This window comes from Streptomyces sp. NPDC001714 (assembly GCF_042892755.1).
Lineage (GTDB): Bacteria > Actinomycetota > Actinomycetes > Streptomycetales > Streptomycetaceae > Streptomyces.
Map to the genome: position 1 here is coordinate 16,763 of NZ_JBIAUL010000021.1, position 15,349 is coordinate 32,111.

The following is a 15,349-nucleotide window of genomic DNA, read 5'->3' on the forward strand; positions in this document are numbered from 1 at the left end:
GCAGCAGCGCGCCCCAGAGGGTGCTGGGGGAGGAACTGCGCGACCAGCCACCACGTACCCGCAGACCTCCGACGACCGGCGGCGCTACCCCCCGTACGCGCCCGACGCAGTCAGCCGCAGCGCCGTGTCGATCAACGGCACATGACTGAACGCCTGCGGAAAGTTCCCCACCTGCCGCTTCAGTCGCGGATCCCACTCCTCCGCCAGCAGCCCGAGGTCGTTCCGCAGCGCGAGAAGCTTCTCGAACAGCTTGCGGGCCTCGTCGACGCGCCCGATCATCGCGAGGTCGTCGGCCATCCAGAACGAGCACGCCAGGAAGGCCCCCTCGTCGCCGGGCAGGCCGTCCACACCCTCGTCGCCGCCCGCGGTCGGGTAGCGCAGGATGAAGCCGTCCGAGGTGGACAGCTCGCGCTGGATCGCCTCGATGGTGCCGATGACCCGCTTGTCGTCCGGGGGCAGGAAGCCCATCTGGGGGATCAGCAGGAGCGACGCGTCCAGCTCCTGGGAGCCGTACGACTGCGTGAAGGTGTTGCGCTCCTTGTCGTAGCCCCGCTCGCAGACGTCCCGGTGGATGTCGTCGCGCAGCTCCTTCCAGCGCTCCAGCGGGCCGTCCGCGTCCCCGGACTCGATCAGCTTGATGGTGCGGTCGACGGCGACCCAGGCCATCACCTTGGAGTGCACGAAGTGCCGGCGCGGCCCGCGCACCTCCCAGATGCCCTCGTCCGGCTCGTCCCAGTGGTCCTCCAGGTAGCGGATGAGCTTGAGCTGGAGGAGGGAGGCGTAGTCGTTGCGGGCGAGGCCGGTCATGTGGGCCAGGTGCAGGGCCTCGGTGACCTCGCCGTAGACGTCCAGCTGGAGCTGGTGGGCCGCGCCGTTGCCGACCCGGACCGGCGCCGAGTTCTCGTAGCCGGGCAGCCAGTCCAGCTCGGCCTCGCCCAGTTCGCGCTCGCCCGCGATGCCGTACATGATCTGCAGGTTCTCGGGGTCGCCGGCGACCGCGCGCAGCAGCCACTCGCGCCAGGCGCGGGCCTCCTCGCGGTAGCCGGTGCGCAGCAGCGAGGACAGGGTGATGGCCGCGTCGCGGAGCCAGGTGTAGCGGTAGTCCCAGTTGCGGACACCGGCGATGTCCTCCGGGAGGGACGTGGTGGGGGCCGCGACGATGCCGCCCGTGGGGGCGTAGGTCAGGGCCTTCAGCGTGATCAGCGAGCGGATCACGGCCTCGCGGTACGGGCCGTGGTACGTGCAGTGCTCGACCCACTCCCGCCAGAAGTCCTCGGTCGCCTGCAGCGACTGCTCCGGCTCCGGCAGCGCGGGCGGCTGCTTGTGCGAGGGCTCCCAGGAGATCGTGAACGCGATCCGGTCCCCCGGGGCCACCGTGAAGTCCGCGTACGTGGTCAGCGCCTTGCCGTAGGTCTCCGCCGAGGTGTCGAACCACACCGAGTCGGGGCCCGCGACGGCGACCGTACGGCCGTCGTGCTTGTGCACCCAGGGGACGACCCGGCCGTAGGAGAACCGCATCCGCAGCACCGAGCGCATCGGCACCCGGCCGGTGACGCCCTCGACGATGCGGATCAGCTGGGGCGCGCCGTCACGCGGGGGCATGAAGTCGGTGACCCGGACCGTGCCGCGCGGGGTGTCCCACTCGGACTCGAGGATCAGCGAGTCGCCGCGGTAGGTGCGGCGCGCCGCGGTCGGCGGCTGGGAGTCGGCCGCGTGCGCCGGACCGAGGCGCCAGAAGCCGTGTTCCTCGGTGCCGAGCAGACCGGCGAAGATGGCATGCGAGTCGAAGCGGGGCAGGCACAGCCAGTCGACTGTCCCGTCCCGGCAGACCAGGGCAGCGGTCTGCATGTCTCCGATGAGTGCGTAGTCTTCGATGCGCCCGGCCACGTGCAACTCCAGTCGAACGGCCACGTCACCCCCCGGACAAACGGGGGGCTGTCGCTAGTGCGGTCAAGGGGGGTTGTTGTTGTGCGTCGTTGAGCGGTGAAGCAAAGCAGCCCGCCGTGCCCTGAGGCAAAACGACAGTCATAGCTCAACGAACTGCCAAGCTCTCGTTGTTCCGGGAGTTACGGGCGGGGGTGTGCCGTGTTTTCCGGCCGGGCTCGGCAGAGAGTGTCCGAGCAGGATACGACGCACGTAGATGATCTGCGTGCCGCTCCGGGCAACCTGTGTGGGCCGAACGGGTGAGCCCTGGGTGAAAAGCCGGTAAGGGAGGACCCATGTCCGTGCCGACGTGTGTACGGAGCGTGGCCGGAAGCCATCTCTCCGCGGCGCTGATACCCTGGTAGCCCGTGGACCGGTGGGCGCGAATCCCCCGAACCGCAGCGACGGCACCACCCCGGAAACTCCAGGACGGCAGCCGTACCGCATGACAGACCGCGACCACGGGAGCCCCCTCTTGGCCATGCCGCCGAAATCTACGACGACCAAGCACATCTTCGTCACCGGGGGTGTCGCCTCCTCGCTCGGCAAGGGCCTGACGGCCTCCAGCCTGGGCATGCTGCTCAAGGCCCGGGGCCTGCGCGTCGTGATGCAGAAGCTCGACCCGTACCTGAACGTCGACCCGGGCACGATGAACCCCTTCCAGCACGGTGAGGTGTTCGTCACCAACGACGGCGCCGAGACCGACCTGGACATCGGCCACTACGAGCGTTTCCTTGACCGCGACCTGGACGGCTCCGCCAACGTCACCACGGGTCAGGTCTACTCGACGGTGATCGCCAAGGAGCGGCGCGGCGAGTACCTGGGCGACACCGTCCAGGTCATCCCGCACATCACCAACGAGATCAAGCACCGCATCCGCCGCATGGCCACCGACGAGGTCGACGTGGTCATCACCGAGGTCGGCGGCACGGTCGGCGACATCGAGTCGCTGCCGTTCCTGGAGACGGTCCGCCAGGTCCGGCACGAGGTCGGCCGGGACAACGTCTTCGTGGTTCATATTTCGCTCCTGCCCTACATCGGGCCCTCCGGCGAGCTGAAGACCAAGCCCACCCAGCACTCCGTGGCCGCCCTGCGGAACATCGGTATCCAGCCGGACGCGATCGTCCTGCGCTGCGACCGCGAGGTCCCCACCGCGATCAAGCGCAAGATCTCGCTGATGTGCGACGTCGACGAGGCCGCGGTCGTGGCCTGCCCGGACGCCCGCTCGATCTACGACATCCCGAAGACCGTGCACGGCGAGGGCCTGGACGCCTACGTCGTCCGCAAGCTGGACCTGCCGTTCCGGGACGTGGACTGGCGGACCTGGGACGACCTGCTCGACCGCGTCCACAACCCCGACCACGAGATCACCCTCGCGCTGGTCGGCAAGTACATCGACCTGCCCGACGCCTACCTCTCGGTCACCGAGGCGCTGCGCGCCGGCGGCTTCGCCAACAAGGCCCGCGTGAAGATCAAGTGGGTGACGTCGGACGACTGCCGGACCCCGGCCGGCGCGGCGGCCCAGCTCGCCGACGTCGACGGCATCTGCATCCCGGGCGGCTTCGGCGACCGCGGCGTGCTCGGCAAGGTCGGCGCCATCCGCTACGCCCGCGAGAACCGGATCCCGCTGCTCGGCCTCTGCCTCGGCCTGCAGTGCATCGTGATCGAGGCCGCCCGCAACCTGGCCGGCATCCCGGACGCCAACTCCACCGAGTTCGACTCCGCCACCGGCCACCCGGTCATCTCCACCATGGCCGAGCAGCTCGACATCGTGGCCGGCGAGGGCGACATGGGCGGCACCATGCGGCTCGGCATGTACCCGGCCAAGCTGGCCGAGGGCTCCATCGTGCGCGAGGTCTACGACGGCAAGGAGTACGTCGAGGAGCGGCACCGCCACCGCTACGAGGTGAACAACGCCTACCGCGCGGAGCTGGAGAAGAAGGCCGGCATCCAGTTCTCCGGCACCTCCCCGGACGGCAAGCTCGTCGAGTACGTCGAGTACCCGCGCGACGTCCACCCCTACCTGGTCGCCACCCAGGCGCACCCGGAACTGCGCTCCCGCCCGACCCGCCCGCACCCGCTCTTCGCGGGCCTGGTGAAGGCCGCGGTCGCGCGTCAGCAGGGCGCCGTCGAGCAGGAGAATTCGAAGTAACACACCAGTTGTACGGTGGCCGGGGTGCATACCTTCAAAGGTGCGCACCCCGGTTTCTTTTCCGCACGTGGCAGGCGCGTGCGGGCACGTGGAAGGGCGGCACGGCATGACGATCAAGGACACCCCCGAGGAGTGGGAGATCCGGGCGACGGAGACCCCCTTCGTGGGCAACAAGACCTCGGTCCGTACGGACGAGGTGGTCATGCCCGACGGCACGGTGGTCCGTCGCGACTACCAGGTCCACCCCGGCTCGGTCGCCGTCCTGGCCCTCGACGCGGACGACCGCGTGCTGCTCATCCGCCAGTACCGGCACCCGGTCCGGCAGAAGCTCTGGGAGATCCCGGCCGGCCTGCTCGACATCCCCGGCGAGAACCCGCTGCACGCCGCCCAGCGAGAGCTGTACGAGGAGGCGCACGTCAAGGCCGAGGACTGGCGGGTGCTGACCGATCTGTACACCACCCCCGGCGGCTGCGACGAGGCGGTGCGGATCTTCCTCGCCCGCGACCTGTCCGAGGCCGAGGGGGAGCGCTTCGAGACCGAGCACGAGGAGATCGACCTGGAGTACGCGCGCGTGCCGGTCGACGAACTGGTCCGGCTGCTCCTCGCCGGCGATCTGCACAACAACTGCCTCGTGACGGGCGTCCTCTCACTGGTCGCCGCCCGCGGCGGCGACGGCCTCGACGCGCTGCGCCCCGCCGACGCGCCGTGGCCTGCCCGCCCCTTCGAGTCCTGAGCCCGCCCTCCGGGTGTACCGGTGTGACCATCGCCTGATCCGATCGGGCGATGTGCTCGCCGTGCTCCGCCAGGAACGTCCGCGCACGTGAACTAGGCTCGATGCGATTGAGCCGAAACGCCCGAACCGGAGCCCCGGCGGGCCTGCGTGTGCGGTGGGACGGGAGTGTGGCCCGTGACGGATCAGGCGGTGGACACAGGCGGCGTACGGCGGTCGGCGCCCGCGGCCACGGACGACCGGTTCCTGGGCCGTACAAGGGAGTTGAAGGAGCTGCGCGCCGACATCGAGCGCGCGGGCCTGGACACCATCGCCGGCCGCAAGGCCCCCCGCGCCCGGGTCCTGCTGATCGCCGGCAGACCCGGCTCCGGCCGCACCGCCCTCGCCGCGGAACTCGTCCGGCAGGTCGCCCCCGGCTACCCCGACGGGGTGCTGCGCGCCCGCCTCGCCGAGCCCGACGGCACCCCGGTCCCCGTCGAGCGCACCGCGCGCGACCTCCTCACCGCCCTGCGGCTGCCCACCCCGCCCGGCGCCGCCGCGGACGACCTCACCCACGCCCTGCGCACCGCGCTCGCGGGGCGCCGGATGCTGCTCCTCCTCGACGACGCGCCCGGCGCCGAAGAGGTCGACGTCCTGCTCCCCGACAGCCCGAACTGCCTGGCCGTCGTCGTCTCCGGCGGCCCGCTCACCGGGATCTCGGACGTCCGCCCCTGCACCCTGGGCGGCCTTGACACCAAGTCGGCCGTGGAACTGCTCAGCCGGTACACCGGCTCGGTCCGGATCACCGTCGACCCCCGGTCCGCCGAGTCGCTGGTCGAGGTGTGCCAGGGGCAGCCCGCCGCCCTCGTCCTGGCCGGCGGCTGGCTCGCCGCCCGCCCCCAGGCGGCCGTCTCCGACCTGGCCAAACGGCTGCACGCGGAGCCGGACGACGGCACCGCCCCGGCCCGGCTCTTCCGGTTCGTGCACGACCAGCTGCCGGACCGGTCCGCGCGGATACTGCGCCTGCTCAGCCTGGCCCCTGCGGGCCTGGCCGACCCGCACACCGCCTCCGCCCTGGCCGGCTGCTCGGTCGACACCGCCCGCACCACCCTGGACGAGCTGGTCCGCTTCGGCCTGCTGCACCTTCTGGACACCCCGCTGCCCCAGTACGAGGTCCCCGGCTGGCTGCACCCGCTGCTGCGGATGCAGGCCGAGAGCCAGGATCGGACCGGGGAGCTCCAGCTGGCCCGCGCCCGGATGCTGGAGCGCACGGTGCGGCTGCTGCAGTCCTGCCGGGCGATCACCGAGACCGACAACCCGCAGGCCCGCGAGAAGCTCCAGGCCCTGCCCCGGGAGCTGCGCTTCCCCACCCCCCGGGCCGCCGCCGACTGGCTGTGCGTCCGGCGTCCGGCCCTGCTGGCCGCCGCCCGCGCGGCGGTCGCCGACGGTGAGCTCGACACGCTGGCCCGCCGCCTGATGGCGCAGCTGGTCAAGGCCATGGTGGCGCACCTCGGCACCCAGGCCGCGGCCCCCGACCTGTACGGCATCCACGGGCTCGTCCTCGATGTGGCCCGGCGTCGAGAGCTGCCCCGTGAGCAGGCCGCCGCGCTGCTGAACCTCGGCGACCTGGACGCGCAGACCGGGCGTACGGCGGACGCGCTGGTGCGATATCGGTCTGCTTTGGACGCCGGACGCAGAGCAAATGACCCGTACGCAACCGGGCGCGCAATGGAATCCGTAGGTGGCACGTACCAGGAGCTGGGGGACTACGACCGGGCCGCCGACTGGTTCGGCCGCGCCCTCGCCGAACGCCTGGCCCGCGGCGAGCGGGCCGAGGCGGCCCGGCTCTACGGCCGTATCGCCGGCGCGCACACCTACGCGGGCCGGTACGGCGAGGCGCTCCGGGCGTGGCGGGCGGCTGTTTCCGGCCACCGCAAGAACGGTGATGTCCCCGCGCAGGCAAGAGCGTTGAGCGAGTTGGCCCGGGTCCAGGAGTACGCGGGACGGCCCGAGGAGTCGCTGCGCACCTGCCAGGAGGCGGTCGAGTGGGCGCGCCGCGCCGAGGACACCCGGCTCCAGGCGGCGCTCCAGCTGCGGCTCGCCGACACGCTGGAACGCCTCGGCGACTCCACCGCCGCGAGCCTGCACCGCTCGGCCGCCGAGCGCATGCTGGGTGAGGAGCCCTGGGGCCCGCTGGAGCCCCCGGACCCGGACTCCGACCCGGAACACGGTGCTAACGCCTACGAAATCCGTAGTGCATCCGGCGAAGATTGATGCAATGAAAGGCTAGACAGTCGGAACGCCTTCATTAAACTGGCTCTGCCGCCGGTTCTTCCGCGGTGTCTCCTGGTATGCCGTCGCATGCCGGGTATGTGCGTCTATGCCCCCACACCCTCTGAGCCAAGGACCGTGATCGACGTGAAGGTCGGCATCCCCCGCGAGGTCAAGAACAACGAGTTCCGGGTGGCCATCACCCCGGCCGGCGTGCACGAGCTGGTGCGCCACGGCCACCAGGTCGTCATCGAGCGCGGCGCCGGTGTCGGCTCGTCGATCCCGGACGACGAGTACATCGCCGCCGGCGCCACGATCCTGGACACCGCCGACGAGGTGTGGGCCACCGCCGACCTGCTGCTGAAGGTCAAGGAGCCGATCGCGGAGGAGTACCACCGTCTCCGCAAGGACCAGACCCTCTTCACCTACCTGCACCTGGCCGCCTCCAAGGAGTGCACCGACGCCCTCCTGGAGTCCGGCACCACGGCGATCGCCTACGAGACCGTCGAGCTGCCCAGCCGCGCGCTCCCGCTGCTCGCGCCCATGTCCGAGGTGGCGGGCCGGCTCGCCCCGCAGGTCGGCGCCTACCACCTGATGCGCGCCGCCGGCGGCCGTGGCGTCCTGCCCGGCGGTGTCCCGGGTGTGCTGCCCGCCAAGGCCGTCGTCATCGGCGGCGGTGTCTCCGGCTGGAACGCCGTCCAGATCGCCATCGGCATGGGCTTCGACGTGACCCTGCTCGACCGCGACATCAACAAGCTGCGCGAGGCCGACCGGATCTTCGGCACCAAGGTCAAGGCCGTCATGTCCAACGCCTTCGAGCTGGAGAAGGCCTGCCTGGAGGCCGACCTCGTGGTCGGCGCGGTGCTCATCCCGGGCGCCAAGGCCCCGAAGCTCGTCACCAACGAGCTGGTCTCCCGGATGAAGCCGGGAAGTGTCCTTGTCGACATCGCGATCGACCAGGGCGGCTGCTTCGAGGACTCCCGTCCCACCACGCACGCCGAGCCGACCTTCAAGGTCCACGAGTCGGTCTTCTACTGCGTCGCCAACATGCCCGGCGCGGTGCCCAACACCTCCACCTACGCGCTCACCAACGCGACGCTCCCGTACATCGTCTCGCTCGCGGACAACGGCTGGGTCGAGGCACTGCGCCGCGACGCCGCGCTCGCCAAGGGCCTCAACACGCATGACGGCAAGGTCGTCTACAAGGAGGTCGCCGAGGCGCACGGCCTGGAGCACGTGGACCTCGACACGCTCATCGGCTGAGCCGGCCCGGACCGGCAAGTCACCTTTTCGTAAAGGCGATACGTCAACAAGCCGCGTCAATCGCGCCCAACCGGCCGGACCTTGCCCGACAAGGTCCGGCCGGATGTGTGTATGGTCACTTTGCGACTTGCGGTCAACTCGCCTCGAACGTAACCCTTCGACCGATTCGCACACCGGTGAAACCTGCTGTGCGACGGCCGTACGCCCTTGACAGCGGGATGTTTCATTGCCGACACATCCTGCCGGGTCCGGCGGATTGTGTTGCTGCGAACACCCGACACGCCATAGAGTCGCCAACCGTCGGCATAGTGCCACGCTGACCTGTCTAGAAGTTTCCTGGTCACCAAGGAGGTAAGACGACTTGTGAATGAGTCGACATTTTCTCCCGGGGGTGGTCAACCAGGAATGCCGGTACGGGACCAGGGTCCCGCGGGGTTCGAGGCTGTCGGCTCCGTCGCGGTGCGTACCTTCGCAGCAGCCCGGAGTCCGCTGACCACGCGGACAGCACACCAGAGCATGGATGGCCATCACGTGAACGCCATGGCCGGCGACGGAAGTGGCGCGCCCCACAACCAATTCGCCGACTACGACGAACTGCCCGACGGGCACTTCTACGACCCCGACGCCGAGTACGAGCCCGATCCGGAGTACGCGGCCACGCTCGCGCCCGACGCGGCCCGCCAGCGCCGCGAGCGCGTCGGCCCGACCGGGCGCCCACTCCCGTACTTCCCGATCCCGGGCCCGGTGACCAGTCACGGCCCCGCGACGATCATCGCGATGTGCAACCAGAAGGGCGGCGTCGGCAAGACCACGTCGACCATCAACCTGGGTGCCGCGCTCGCGGAGTACGGCCGGCGGGTGCTGCTCGTGGACTTCGACCCGCAGGGCGCGCTGTCGGTCGGTCTCGGCGTCAACCCGATGGAGCTCGACCTCACCGTCTACAACCTGCTCATGGAGCGGGGCATGGCGGCCGACGAGGTCCTCCTGAAGACCGCGGTCCCCAACATGGACCTGCTGCCCTCCAACATCGACCTGTCGGCCGCCGAGGTCCAGCTGGTCTCCGAGGTGGCCCGTGAGTCGACGCTGCAGCGCGCCCTGAAGCCGCTGATGCCCGACTACGACTACATCGTGATCGACTGTCAGCCCTCGCTCGGCCTGCTCACGGTCAACGCGCTGACGGCGGCTCACAAGGTGATCGTGCCGCTGGAGTGCGAGTTCTTCGCCCTGCGTGGTGTCGCCCTGCTGACCGAGACCATCGAGAAGGTCCAGGAGCGGCTCAACCCGGAGCTGGAGCTCGACGGCATCCTCGCCACCATGTACGACTCCCGCACCGTGCACAGCCGTGAGGTGCTCGCGCGGGTCGTCGAGGCGTTCGACGACCACGTCTACCACACGGTCATCGGCCGCACGGTCCGCTTCCCGGAGACCACGGTCGCCGGCGAGCCGATCACCACGTACGCCTCCAACTCCGTCGGTGCCGCCGCCTATCGCCAGCTCGCCAGGGAGGTGCTCGCCCGGTGTCACGCCGAGTGAGTCTGCCCGGGGCCGACGAACTGTTCCGTACGACCGGGGGGATGGCGCTGCAGCCGTCCACTCCCAGGCGCCCGGCCAACGGCGAGGCCCGGGTGCCGGCTCCCGCGACTCCCGTGGGGGAGAACGACGACGCGGCGGCCGAGGCCGCCGAGGACGCACCCCAGTCGGTGCCCGTGCAGGGCGGCGACGGGGAGGGCGCGGAGCACGTGGCGGCGGAGGCCGAGCCGGCCGACGCCGGGGAGTCCCGCAACCGCGGGGCGTCGGCCACGGTGGCGCCCTCCGGCCCACGCCGGCAGGGGGCGCAGGAAGGTTCTGGCGCCGACGCCCAGGCCCAGCCGCGCAAGCGCGGGGGCCGGGCGCCCGCCCGGCGGCCCAGCGGGCGCGAGCGGCACGACGAGAAGATCACCGTGTACGTCTCCGCCGAGGAGCTGATGGACCTGGAGCACGCCCGTCTCGTGCTCCGGGGCGAGCACGGGCTGGCCGTGGACCGGGGCCGGATCGTCCGCGAGGCGGTCGCCGTGGTCCTGGCCGACCTGGAGTCCCGTGGGGACGCGAGCATCCTCGTACGACGGCTGCGGGGTCGGTAGTCGGCCGAGTGGGCGGTAAGCGGTAGCCTGCGACGGCTATGACCTCGAACGACGTTCCCGCTTCCGGCCCCGGCGCCGGCCGCAGGCGTGCGCTGGGGAGGGGGCCGGGGGTCTCGCCTCCGGCGCCGGAAGCGGTGCCGTCGGTGGACGAGGGGCCGGTGCCGGCCGAGGTCGAGGCTCCGGCCGAGGCCGGTGGGGCGTCGTGCCCACCCTCTCCCCCTCTCGACTTCGCTCGAGCGGGGGGACCCCCGTCGCCCAGCGGAACGCCTGCCCACAACGCCGACGAGCCCGAAGAAGCGCCCGGCGCTGTCGAACCCCGGCCCCCCGGCGCCGAGGAGCCGCAAGACGTTCCCGACGGTGTCTTCAAGGTCCGGCTCGCGAACTTCGAGGGGCCCTTCGACCTCCTCCTCCAGCTGATCTCCAAGCACAAGCTGGACGTCACCGAGGTCGCGCTCTCCAAGGTGACCGACGAGTTCATGGCGCACATCCGGGCCATGGGGCCGGACTGGGACCTGGACCAGACCACCGAGTTCCTCGTCGTCGCGGCCACGCTGCTCGACCTGAAGGCCGCCCGGCTGCTGCCCGCCGCCGAGGTCGAGGACGAGGCCGACCTGGCGCTGCTCGAGGCGCGGGACCTGCTGTTCGCGCGGCTGCTGCAGTACCGGGCGTACAAACAGATCGCCGACATCTTCAACCGGCGCCTGGACGACGAGGCCCGCCGCTGGCCCCGTACCGTCGGCCTGGAACCGCATCTCGCCGAGCTGCTGCCCGAGGTCGTCATCAGCATCGGTCCCGAGGGGTTCGCCAAGCTCGCGGTCAAGGCGATGCAGCCCAAGCCCAAGCCGCAGGTGTACGTCGACCACATCCACGCCCCGCTGGTCAGCGTGCAGGAGCAGGCCGGGATCGTGGTGGCGCGGCTGCGGGAGCTGGGGGAGGCCAGCTTCCGGGTGCTCGTCGAGGACACCGACAACACGCTGACCGTCGTCGCCCGTTTCCTGGCGCTCCTCGAGCTGTACCGGGAGAAGGCCGTCGCCCTCGACCAGGAGACCGCCCTCGGGGACCTGATCGTGCGGTGGACCGGCGGGGACGGGGGGACCCAGCCGACGGTGACCGACGAATTCGACCGGCCGCCCGAGCCGCCCAAGGAGGAGAAGGCGTGAGTGAGGAGACCACCGAGCTGCCGGCGGGGCTGCGGCCCGTCGCCGAGCTCGACCTCAAGCCGGCCCTGGAGGCGGTGCTCATGGTCGTGGACGAGCCCGCCACCGCCGAGCACCTGTCCAAGCTCCTGGAGCGGCCGAAGCAGACGATCACGAAGGCGCTGCGGGCGCTGGCCGAGGAGTACACCGCGCAGGGCCGCGGCTTCGAGCTGCGGTTCGTCGCGGGCGGCTGGCGCTTCTACACCCGCGGCGAGTACGCGCCCGCCGTCGAGCGGCTGGTCCTGGAGGGGCAGACCGCCCGGCTGACCCAGGCCGCCCTGGAGACCCTCGCGGTCGTCGCGTACCGGCAGCCGGTGAGCCGCAGCCGGGTCTCCGTCGTCCGCGGGGTCAACTGCGACGGTGTGATGCGCACCCTGCTGCAGCGCGGTCTGGTCGAGGAGGCGGGCGCGGAACCCGAAACAGGTGCGATCCTGTACAGGACGACGAACTACTTCCTGGAGCGGATGGGCCTGCGCGGCCTGGACGAGCTCCCGGAGCTCGCGCCCTTCCTCCCGGAGGCGGAGGCGATCGAGGCCGAGACCCAGGAGGGCGTACCGTCGTTCGACCCGGACGCACCCGATGCGCCGGGTGCAGACGCAGACGACTAGACGGAACTTTGATGCGAAGCAGCAGCGGCAGGAACAGCAGCGGAAACAACGGCGGGAGCCGTGGTGGCAACAGCGGCGGCCGCGGCGGGAGCAGCGGTGGCCGCGGTAACTACCGCGGCGCCGGGAACGCCCGCGACGACAAGCAGGGCGTCGGCCGGCCGAAGAAGCCGCGTCCGGAGGAGCGGCGTTACGACGTGGGCCCCGGCGCCACCCAGGACGGCCCGAAGTCGGGCCGCGGCGCCTCGGCGCGCGGCGGCGCCAAGGGCGGCCCCCGGCAGGGGCAGGGCACCGGGCGCGGCCGGACGGCTCCGGCGAGCTCGCGTGAGTACGACGCCCGCGCCGAGGAGCGCAACCGCGAGCGGTACGCGGGCAAGAAGGACGTCAAGCTCCCCAAGACCTTCCCGGGCGCCGAGCAGGAGGGCGAGCGTCTGCAGAAGGTCCTCGCCCGCGCGGGCTACGGCTCCCGGCGCGCCTGCGAGGAGCTGATCGAACAGGCCAGGGTCGAGGTCAACGGCGAGATCGTCCTGGAGCAGGGCAAGCGGGTCGACCCGGAGAAGGACGAGGTCAGGGTCGACGGGCTGACCGTGGCCACGCAGTCGTACCAGTTCTTCTCGCTGAACAAGCCGGCCGGTGTGGTCTCCACCATGGAGGACCCGGACGGCCGGCAGTGCCTCGGCGACTACGTCACCAACCGGGAGACCCGGCTCTTCCACGTGGGGCGGCTCGACACCGAGACCGAGGGCGTCATCCTGCTCACCAACCACGGCGAGCTGGCGCACCGGCTGACCCACCCCAAGTACGGCGTGAAGAAGACCTACCTCGCGCACATCGTGGGCCCCATCCCGCGCGACCTCGGCAAGAAGCTCAAGGACGGCATCCAGCTGGAGGACGGGTACGCGCGCGCGGACCACTTCCGGGTCGTCGAGCAGACCGGCAAGAACTACCTGGTCGAGGTCACCCTGCACGAGGGCCGCAAGCACATCGTGCGCCGGATGCTGGCGGAGGCCGGCTTCCCGGTCGACAAGCTGGTGCGGGTCGCCTTCGGGCCGATCACCCTCGGCGACCAGAAGTCGGGCTGGCTGCGCCGCCTGTCCAACACCGAGGTCGGGATGCTCATGAAGGAAGTCGACCTCTAGACCCTTCCAGGGCCGCACGACCCCGTAGGGGGGCGTGTGCGGCTCTCTGGCGGCCGGTCCCGGGCACTCCGGGACCGGCCGCTGTCATATCCGTGAACGGGGCTCCAGTGGCCACTGAGGGCCTGCGGGTGGGTGGCGGGCAACGCGGAGGGGTTGCCTGATGGCCCGCACGCTCTTTATAGTCGTGGCGACTATTAGTTGCATCGATCACGGAGGGGGTGGACGGGCACATGCAGGGCTACGACAAGTACGCCTTCGAACCCTTCGCCGTCACCGTCGACCTCGCCGTCCTCACCCTCCGCGCCGGCGCCCTGCACGTGCTGCTCGTCGAGCGCGGACAGGAGCCGTACGCCGGACAGTGGGCGCTGCCCGGCGGCTTCCTGCTGCCGCGGGAGTCGGCCGAGACGGCGGCCCGGCGGGAACTCGCCGAGGAGACCGGACTGTCGGACGTCTCCGGACTGCATCTGGAGCAACTGCGCACCTACAGCGAGCCGGAGCGCGACCCGAGGATGCGGGTCGTCTCCGTCGCCTTCGCCGCGCTGCTGCCCGACGCCCCCGAGCCGCACGGCGGCGGTGACGCGGCCCAGGCGCGCTGGCTGCCGTACGACCCGGCCCGGCCGCTCGCCTTCGACCACGACCGCATCCTGGCCGACGCCCACGAACGGGTCGGCGCGAAGCTGGAGTACAGCTGTCTCGCCACCGCCTTCTGCCCGCCCGAGTTCACGCTCGGCGAGCTGCAGCACGTCTACGAGACCGTGTGGGGCGTCACGCTGGACCGCCCCAACTTCCGCCGCAAGGTGCTCGCCACCCCCGGCTTCGTCGAACCCGTCCCGGGCGCCGCCCGGCTGACCGGCGGCCGCGGCAAACCGGCCGCCCTCTACCGCGCGGGCACCGCCACCGCGCTGCACCCGCCCCTGCTCCGCCCGTCCCGGGAAGGACGCCCCGCATGACCGCGAACATCGGCGACAAACGCGCCGCCACCGGCTCCCTGATCGGCCTCGCCCTCGGGGACGCGCTCGGTTTCCCCACCGAGTTCAACGACGTGCCCTCGATCCTCGCCAAGTTCGGGCCCTGGCGGGAGATGGGGCTGCCCCGGCCGGCCATCGTCTCGGACGACACCCAGATGACCCTCGCGGTGGGACACGCGGTGCGCACCGCGATGGACCGCGGGGTACTCGCGCCCAAGCGGCTGGAGCGGCCGCTGCGCGAGGAGTTCGTGAACTGGTACCAGTCGCCCGCGAACAACCGGGCGCCCGGCCGGACCTGCCTGCGCGCCTGCAACCTCCTGAAGGAGGAGGGGCGCCTCTGGCAGGACGCCAGCCAGATCGACTCCAAGGGCTGCGGCGCCAACATGCGGGTCGCGCCGATGGGGCTCGCGCCGGGGCTGAGCGACGAACAGCGTGCCGGAGCCGCCCAGTTGCAGTCCGGGCTCACCCACGGCCACCCCACCGCCCTGGCCGCCTCCGACCTCACCGCGCGTGCCGTGCACCTGCTCGCGCAGGGGACCGAACCGGACCGGCTCGTCGGGCAGTTGCGGTCGTACGCCCACGAGAACCGCGCCCGCTACCACCACACCTGGCTCGGCGACCTGTGGACCCGCAGCCACGACGCGTCCCCCGAGGAGTTCATCGCGCGCGGCTGGGACGAGTGCCTGGAGATCCTCGACCGGCTGGAGGAGGCGGTGCGCACCGCCTCGCCGGAGGCCGACCCGTGCCTGGCCACCGGCGCCGGCTGGATCGCCGAGGAGGCCCTGGCCACCGGTCTGCTCTGCTTCCTGCTCTTCCCCGGCGAGCCGCTGCTCGCGCTGCGCCGGGCCGCCTGCTCCTCCGGCGACTCGGACTCGATCGCCTGCCTGACCGGGGCGTTCGCGGGTGCCTGGCTGGGCGCGGACGCCTGGCCGACCGAGTGGGCCGACCGGATCGAGTACGGGGGTGACCTGCTGACCCTGGGCGCGCTCTGGGACGCTTGAGG

Annotated in this window: 12 protein-coding genes; 11 read left to right on the forward strand and 1 reads right to left on the reverse strand. The window is 71.4% G+C overall.

The window, feature by feature from the left end; genetic code table 11:
• Positions 1 to 84: 84 nt before the first annotated feature.
• Positions 85 to 1,887, reverse strand: coding sequence for a glycoside hydrolase family 15 protein (locus ACFY0P_RS40695; protein WP_388925884.1), 1,803 nt, complete (start codon positions 1,885 to 1,887; stop codon positions 85 to 87).
• Positions 1,888 to 2,404: 517 nt separating this feature from the next.
• Between ACFY0P_RS40695 and ACFY0P_RS40700 the strand changes: the two genes are divergently transcribed.
• The 11 genes from ACFY0P_RS40700 (at position 2,405) to ACFY0P_RS40750 (ending at position 15,347) form a co-directional block, all read left to right on the forward strand.
• Positions 2,405 to 4,075: a CTP synthase gene (locus ACFY0P_RS40700; protein ID WP_388925461.1), complete on the forward strand. Its 1,671-nt coding sequence runs from the start codon at positions 2,405 to 2,407 to the stop codon at positions 4,073 to 4,075.
• A 106-nt stretch (positions 4,076 to 4,181) separates the two neighbouring features.
• Positions 4,182 to 4,808 (forward strand): NUDIX domain-containing protein, encoded by a 627-nt coding sequence (locus ACFY0P_RS40705; protein WP_388925464.1) that lies wholly within the window; start codon positions 4,182 to 4,184, stop codon positions 4,806 to 4,808.
• Positions 4,809 to 4,982: 174 nt separating this feature from the next.
• Positions 4,983 to 7,058 carry a tetratricopeptide repeat protein gene (locus ACFY0P_RS40710; RefSeq protein ID WP_388925467.1) on the forward strand — a complete coding sequence of 692 codons (2,076 nt, stop codon included), beginning with the start codon at positions 4,983 to 4,985 and terminating at the stop codon, positions 7,056 to 7,058.
• A 135-nt stretch (positions 7,059 to 7,193) separates the two neighbouring features.
• Entirely contained in the window at positions 7,194 to 8,318 is a 1,125-nt protein-coding gene (ald, locus tag ACFY0P_RS40715) for an alanine dehydrogenase (protein ID WP_388925470.1), read from the forward strand.
• 405 nt (positions 8,319 to 8,723) lie between these two features.
• Complete coding sequence (locus ACFY0P_RS40720; RefSeq protein WP_388925473.1) at positions 8,724 to 9,851, forward strand: ParA family protein; 1,128 nt, start codon at positions 8,724 to 8,726, stop codon at positions 9,849 to 9,851.
• The gene (locus ACFY0P_RS40725; RefSeq protein WP_388925476.1) at positions 9,836 to 10,438 is read left to right on the forward strand and encodes a hypothetical protein; all 603 of its coding nucleotides are present in this window, start codon (positions 9,836 to 9,838) and stop codon (positions 10,436 to 10,438) included. The genes ACFY0P_RS40720 and ACFY0P_RS40725 overlap by 16 nt, the downstream gene beginning before the upstream one ends.
• Before the next feature lie 38 nt (positions 10,439 to 10,476).
• Positions 10,477 to 11,598, forward strand: a complete 1,122-nt coding sequence (locus tag ACFY0P_RS40730; RefSeq protein ID WP_388925479.1) for a segregation/condensation protein A — start codon at positions 10,477 to 10,479, stop codon at positions 11,596 to 11,598.
• Complete coding sequence (scpB, locus tag ACFY0P_RS40735; protein WP_388925482.1) at positions 11,595 to 12,242, forward strand: SMC-Scp complex subunit ScpB; 648 nt, start codon at positions 11,595 to 11,597, stop codon at positions 12,240 to 12,242. The genes ACFY0P_RS40730 and scpB overlap by 4 nt, the downstream gene beginning before the upstream one ends.
• 11 nt (positions 12,243 to 12,253) lie before the next feature.
• Positions 12,254 to 13,378: a pseudouridine synthase gene (locus ACFY0P_RS40740; protein ID WP_388925485.1), complete on the forward strand. Its 1,125-nt coding sequence runs from the start codon at positions 12,254 to 12,256 to the stop codon at positions 13,376 to 13,378.
• Positions 13,379 to 13,608: 230 nt separating this feature from the next.
• On the forward strand, positions 13,609 to 14,328 hold the full coding sequence (locus ACFY0P_RS40745; protein ID WP_388925489.1) for an NUDIX domain-containing protein: 720 nt from the start codon (positions 13,609 to 13,611) through the stop codon (positions 14,326 to 14,328).
• A complete protein-coding gene (locus ACFY0P_RS40750) occupies positions 14,325 to 15,347 on the forward strand; it encodes an ADP-ribosylglycohydrolase family protein (protein WP_388925491.1) in 1,023 nt (340 codons plus the stop codon). The genes ACFY0P_RS40745 and ACFY0P_RS40750 overlap by 4 nt, the downstream gene beginning before the upstream one ends.
• Positions 15,348 to 15,349 lie beyond the last annotated feature (2 nt).

Bases quoted from the DNA above. Each gene is read 5' to 3' on its own strand.
- ACFY0P_RS40720 (WP_388925473.1), top strand. From the start codon at position 8,724: ATGCCGGTACGGGACCAGGGTCCCGCGGGGTTCGAGGCTGTCGGCTCC.
- ACFY0P_RS40740 (WP_388925485.1), top strand. From the start codon at position 12,254: ATGCGAAGCAGCAGCGGCAGGAACAGCAGCGGAAACAACGGCGGGAGC.
- ACFY0P_RS40745 (WP_388925489.1), top strand. From the start codon at position 13,609: ATGCAGGGCTACGACAAGTACGCCTTCGAACCCTTCGCCGTCACCGTC.
- ACFY0P_RS40730 (WP_388925479.1), top strand. From the start codon at position 10,477: ATGACCTCGAACGACGTTCCCGCTTCCGGCCCCGGCGCCGGCCGCAGG.
- ACFY0P_RS40700 (WP_388925461.1), top strand. From the start codon at position 2,405: ATGCCGCCGAAATCTACGACGACCAAGCACATCTTCGTCACCGGGGGT.
- ACFY0P_RS40750 (WP_388925491.1), top strand. From the start codon at position 14,325: ATGACCGCGAACATCGGCGACAAACGCGCCGCCACCGGCTCCCTGATC.
- ACFY0P_RS40705 (WP_388925464.1), top strand. From the start codon at position 4,182: ATGACGATCAAGGACACCCCCGAGGAGTGGGAGATCCGGGCGACGGAG.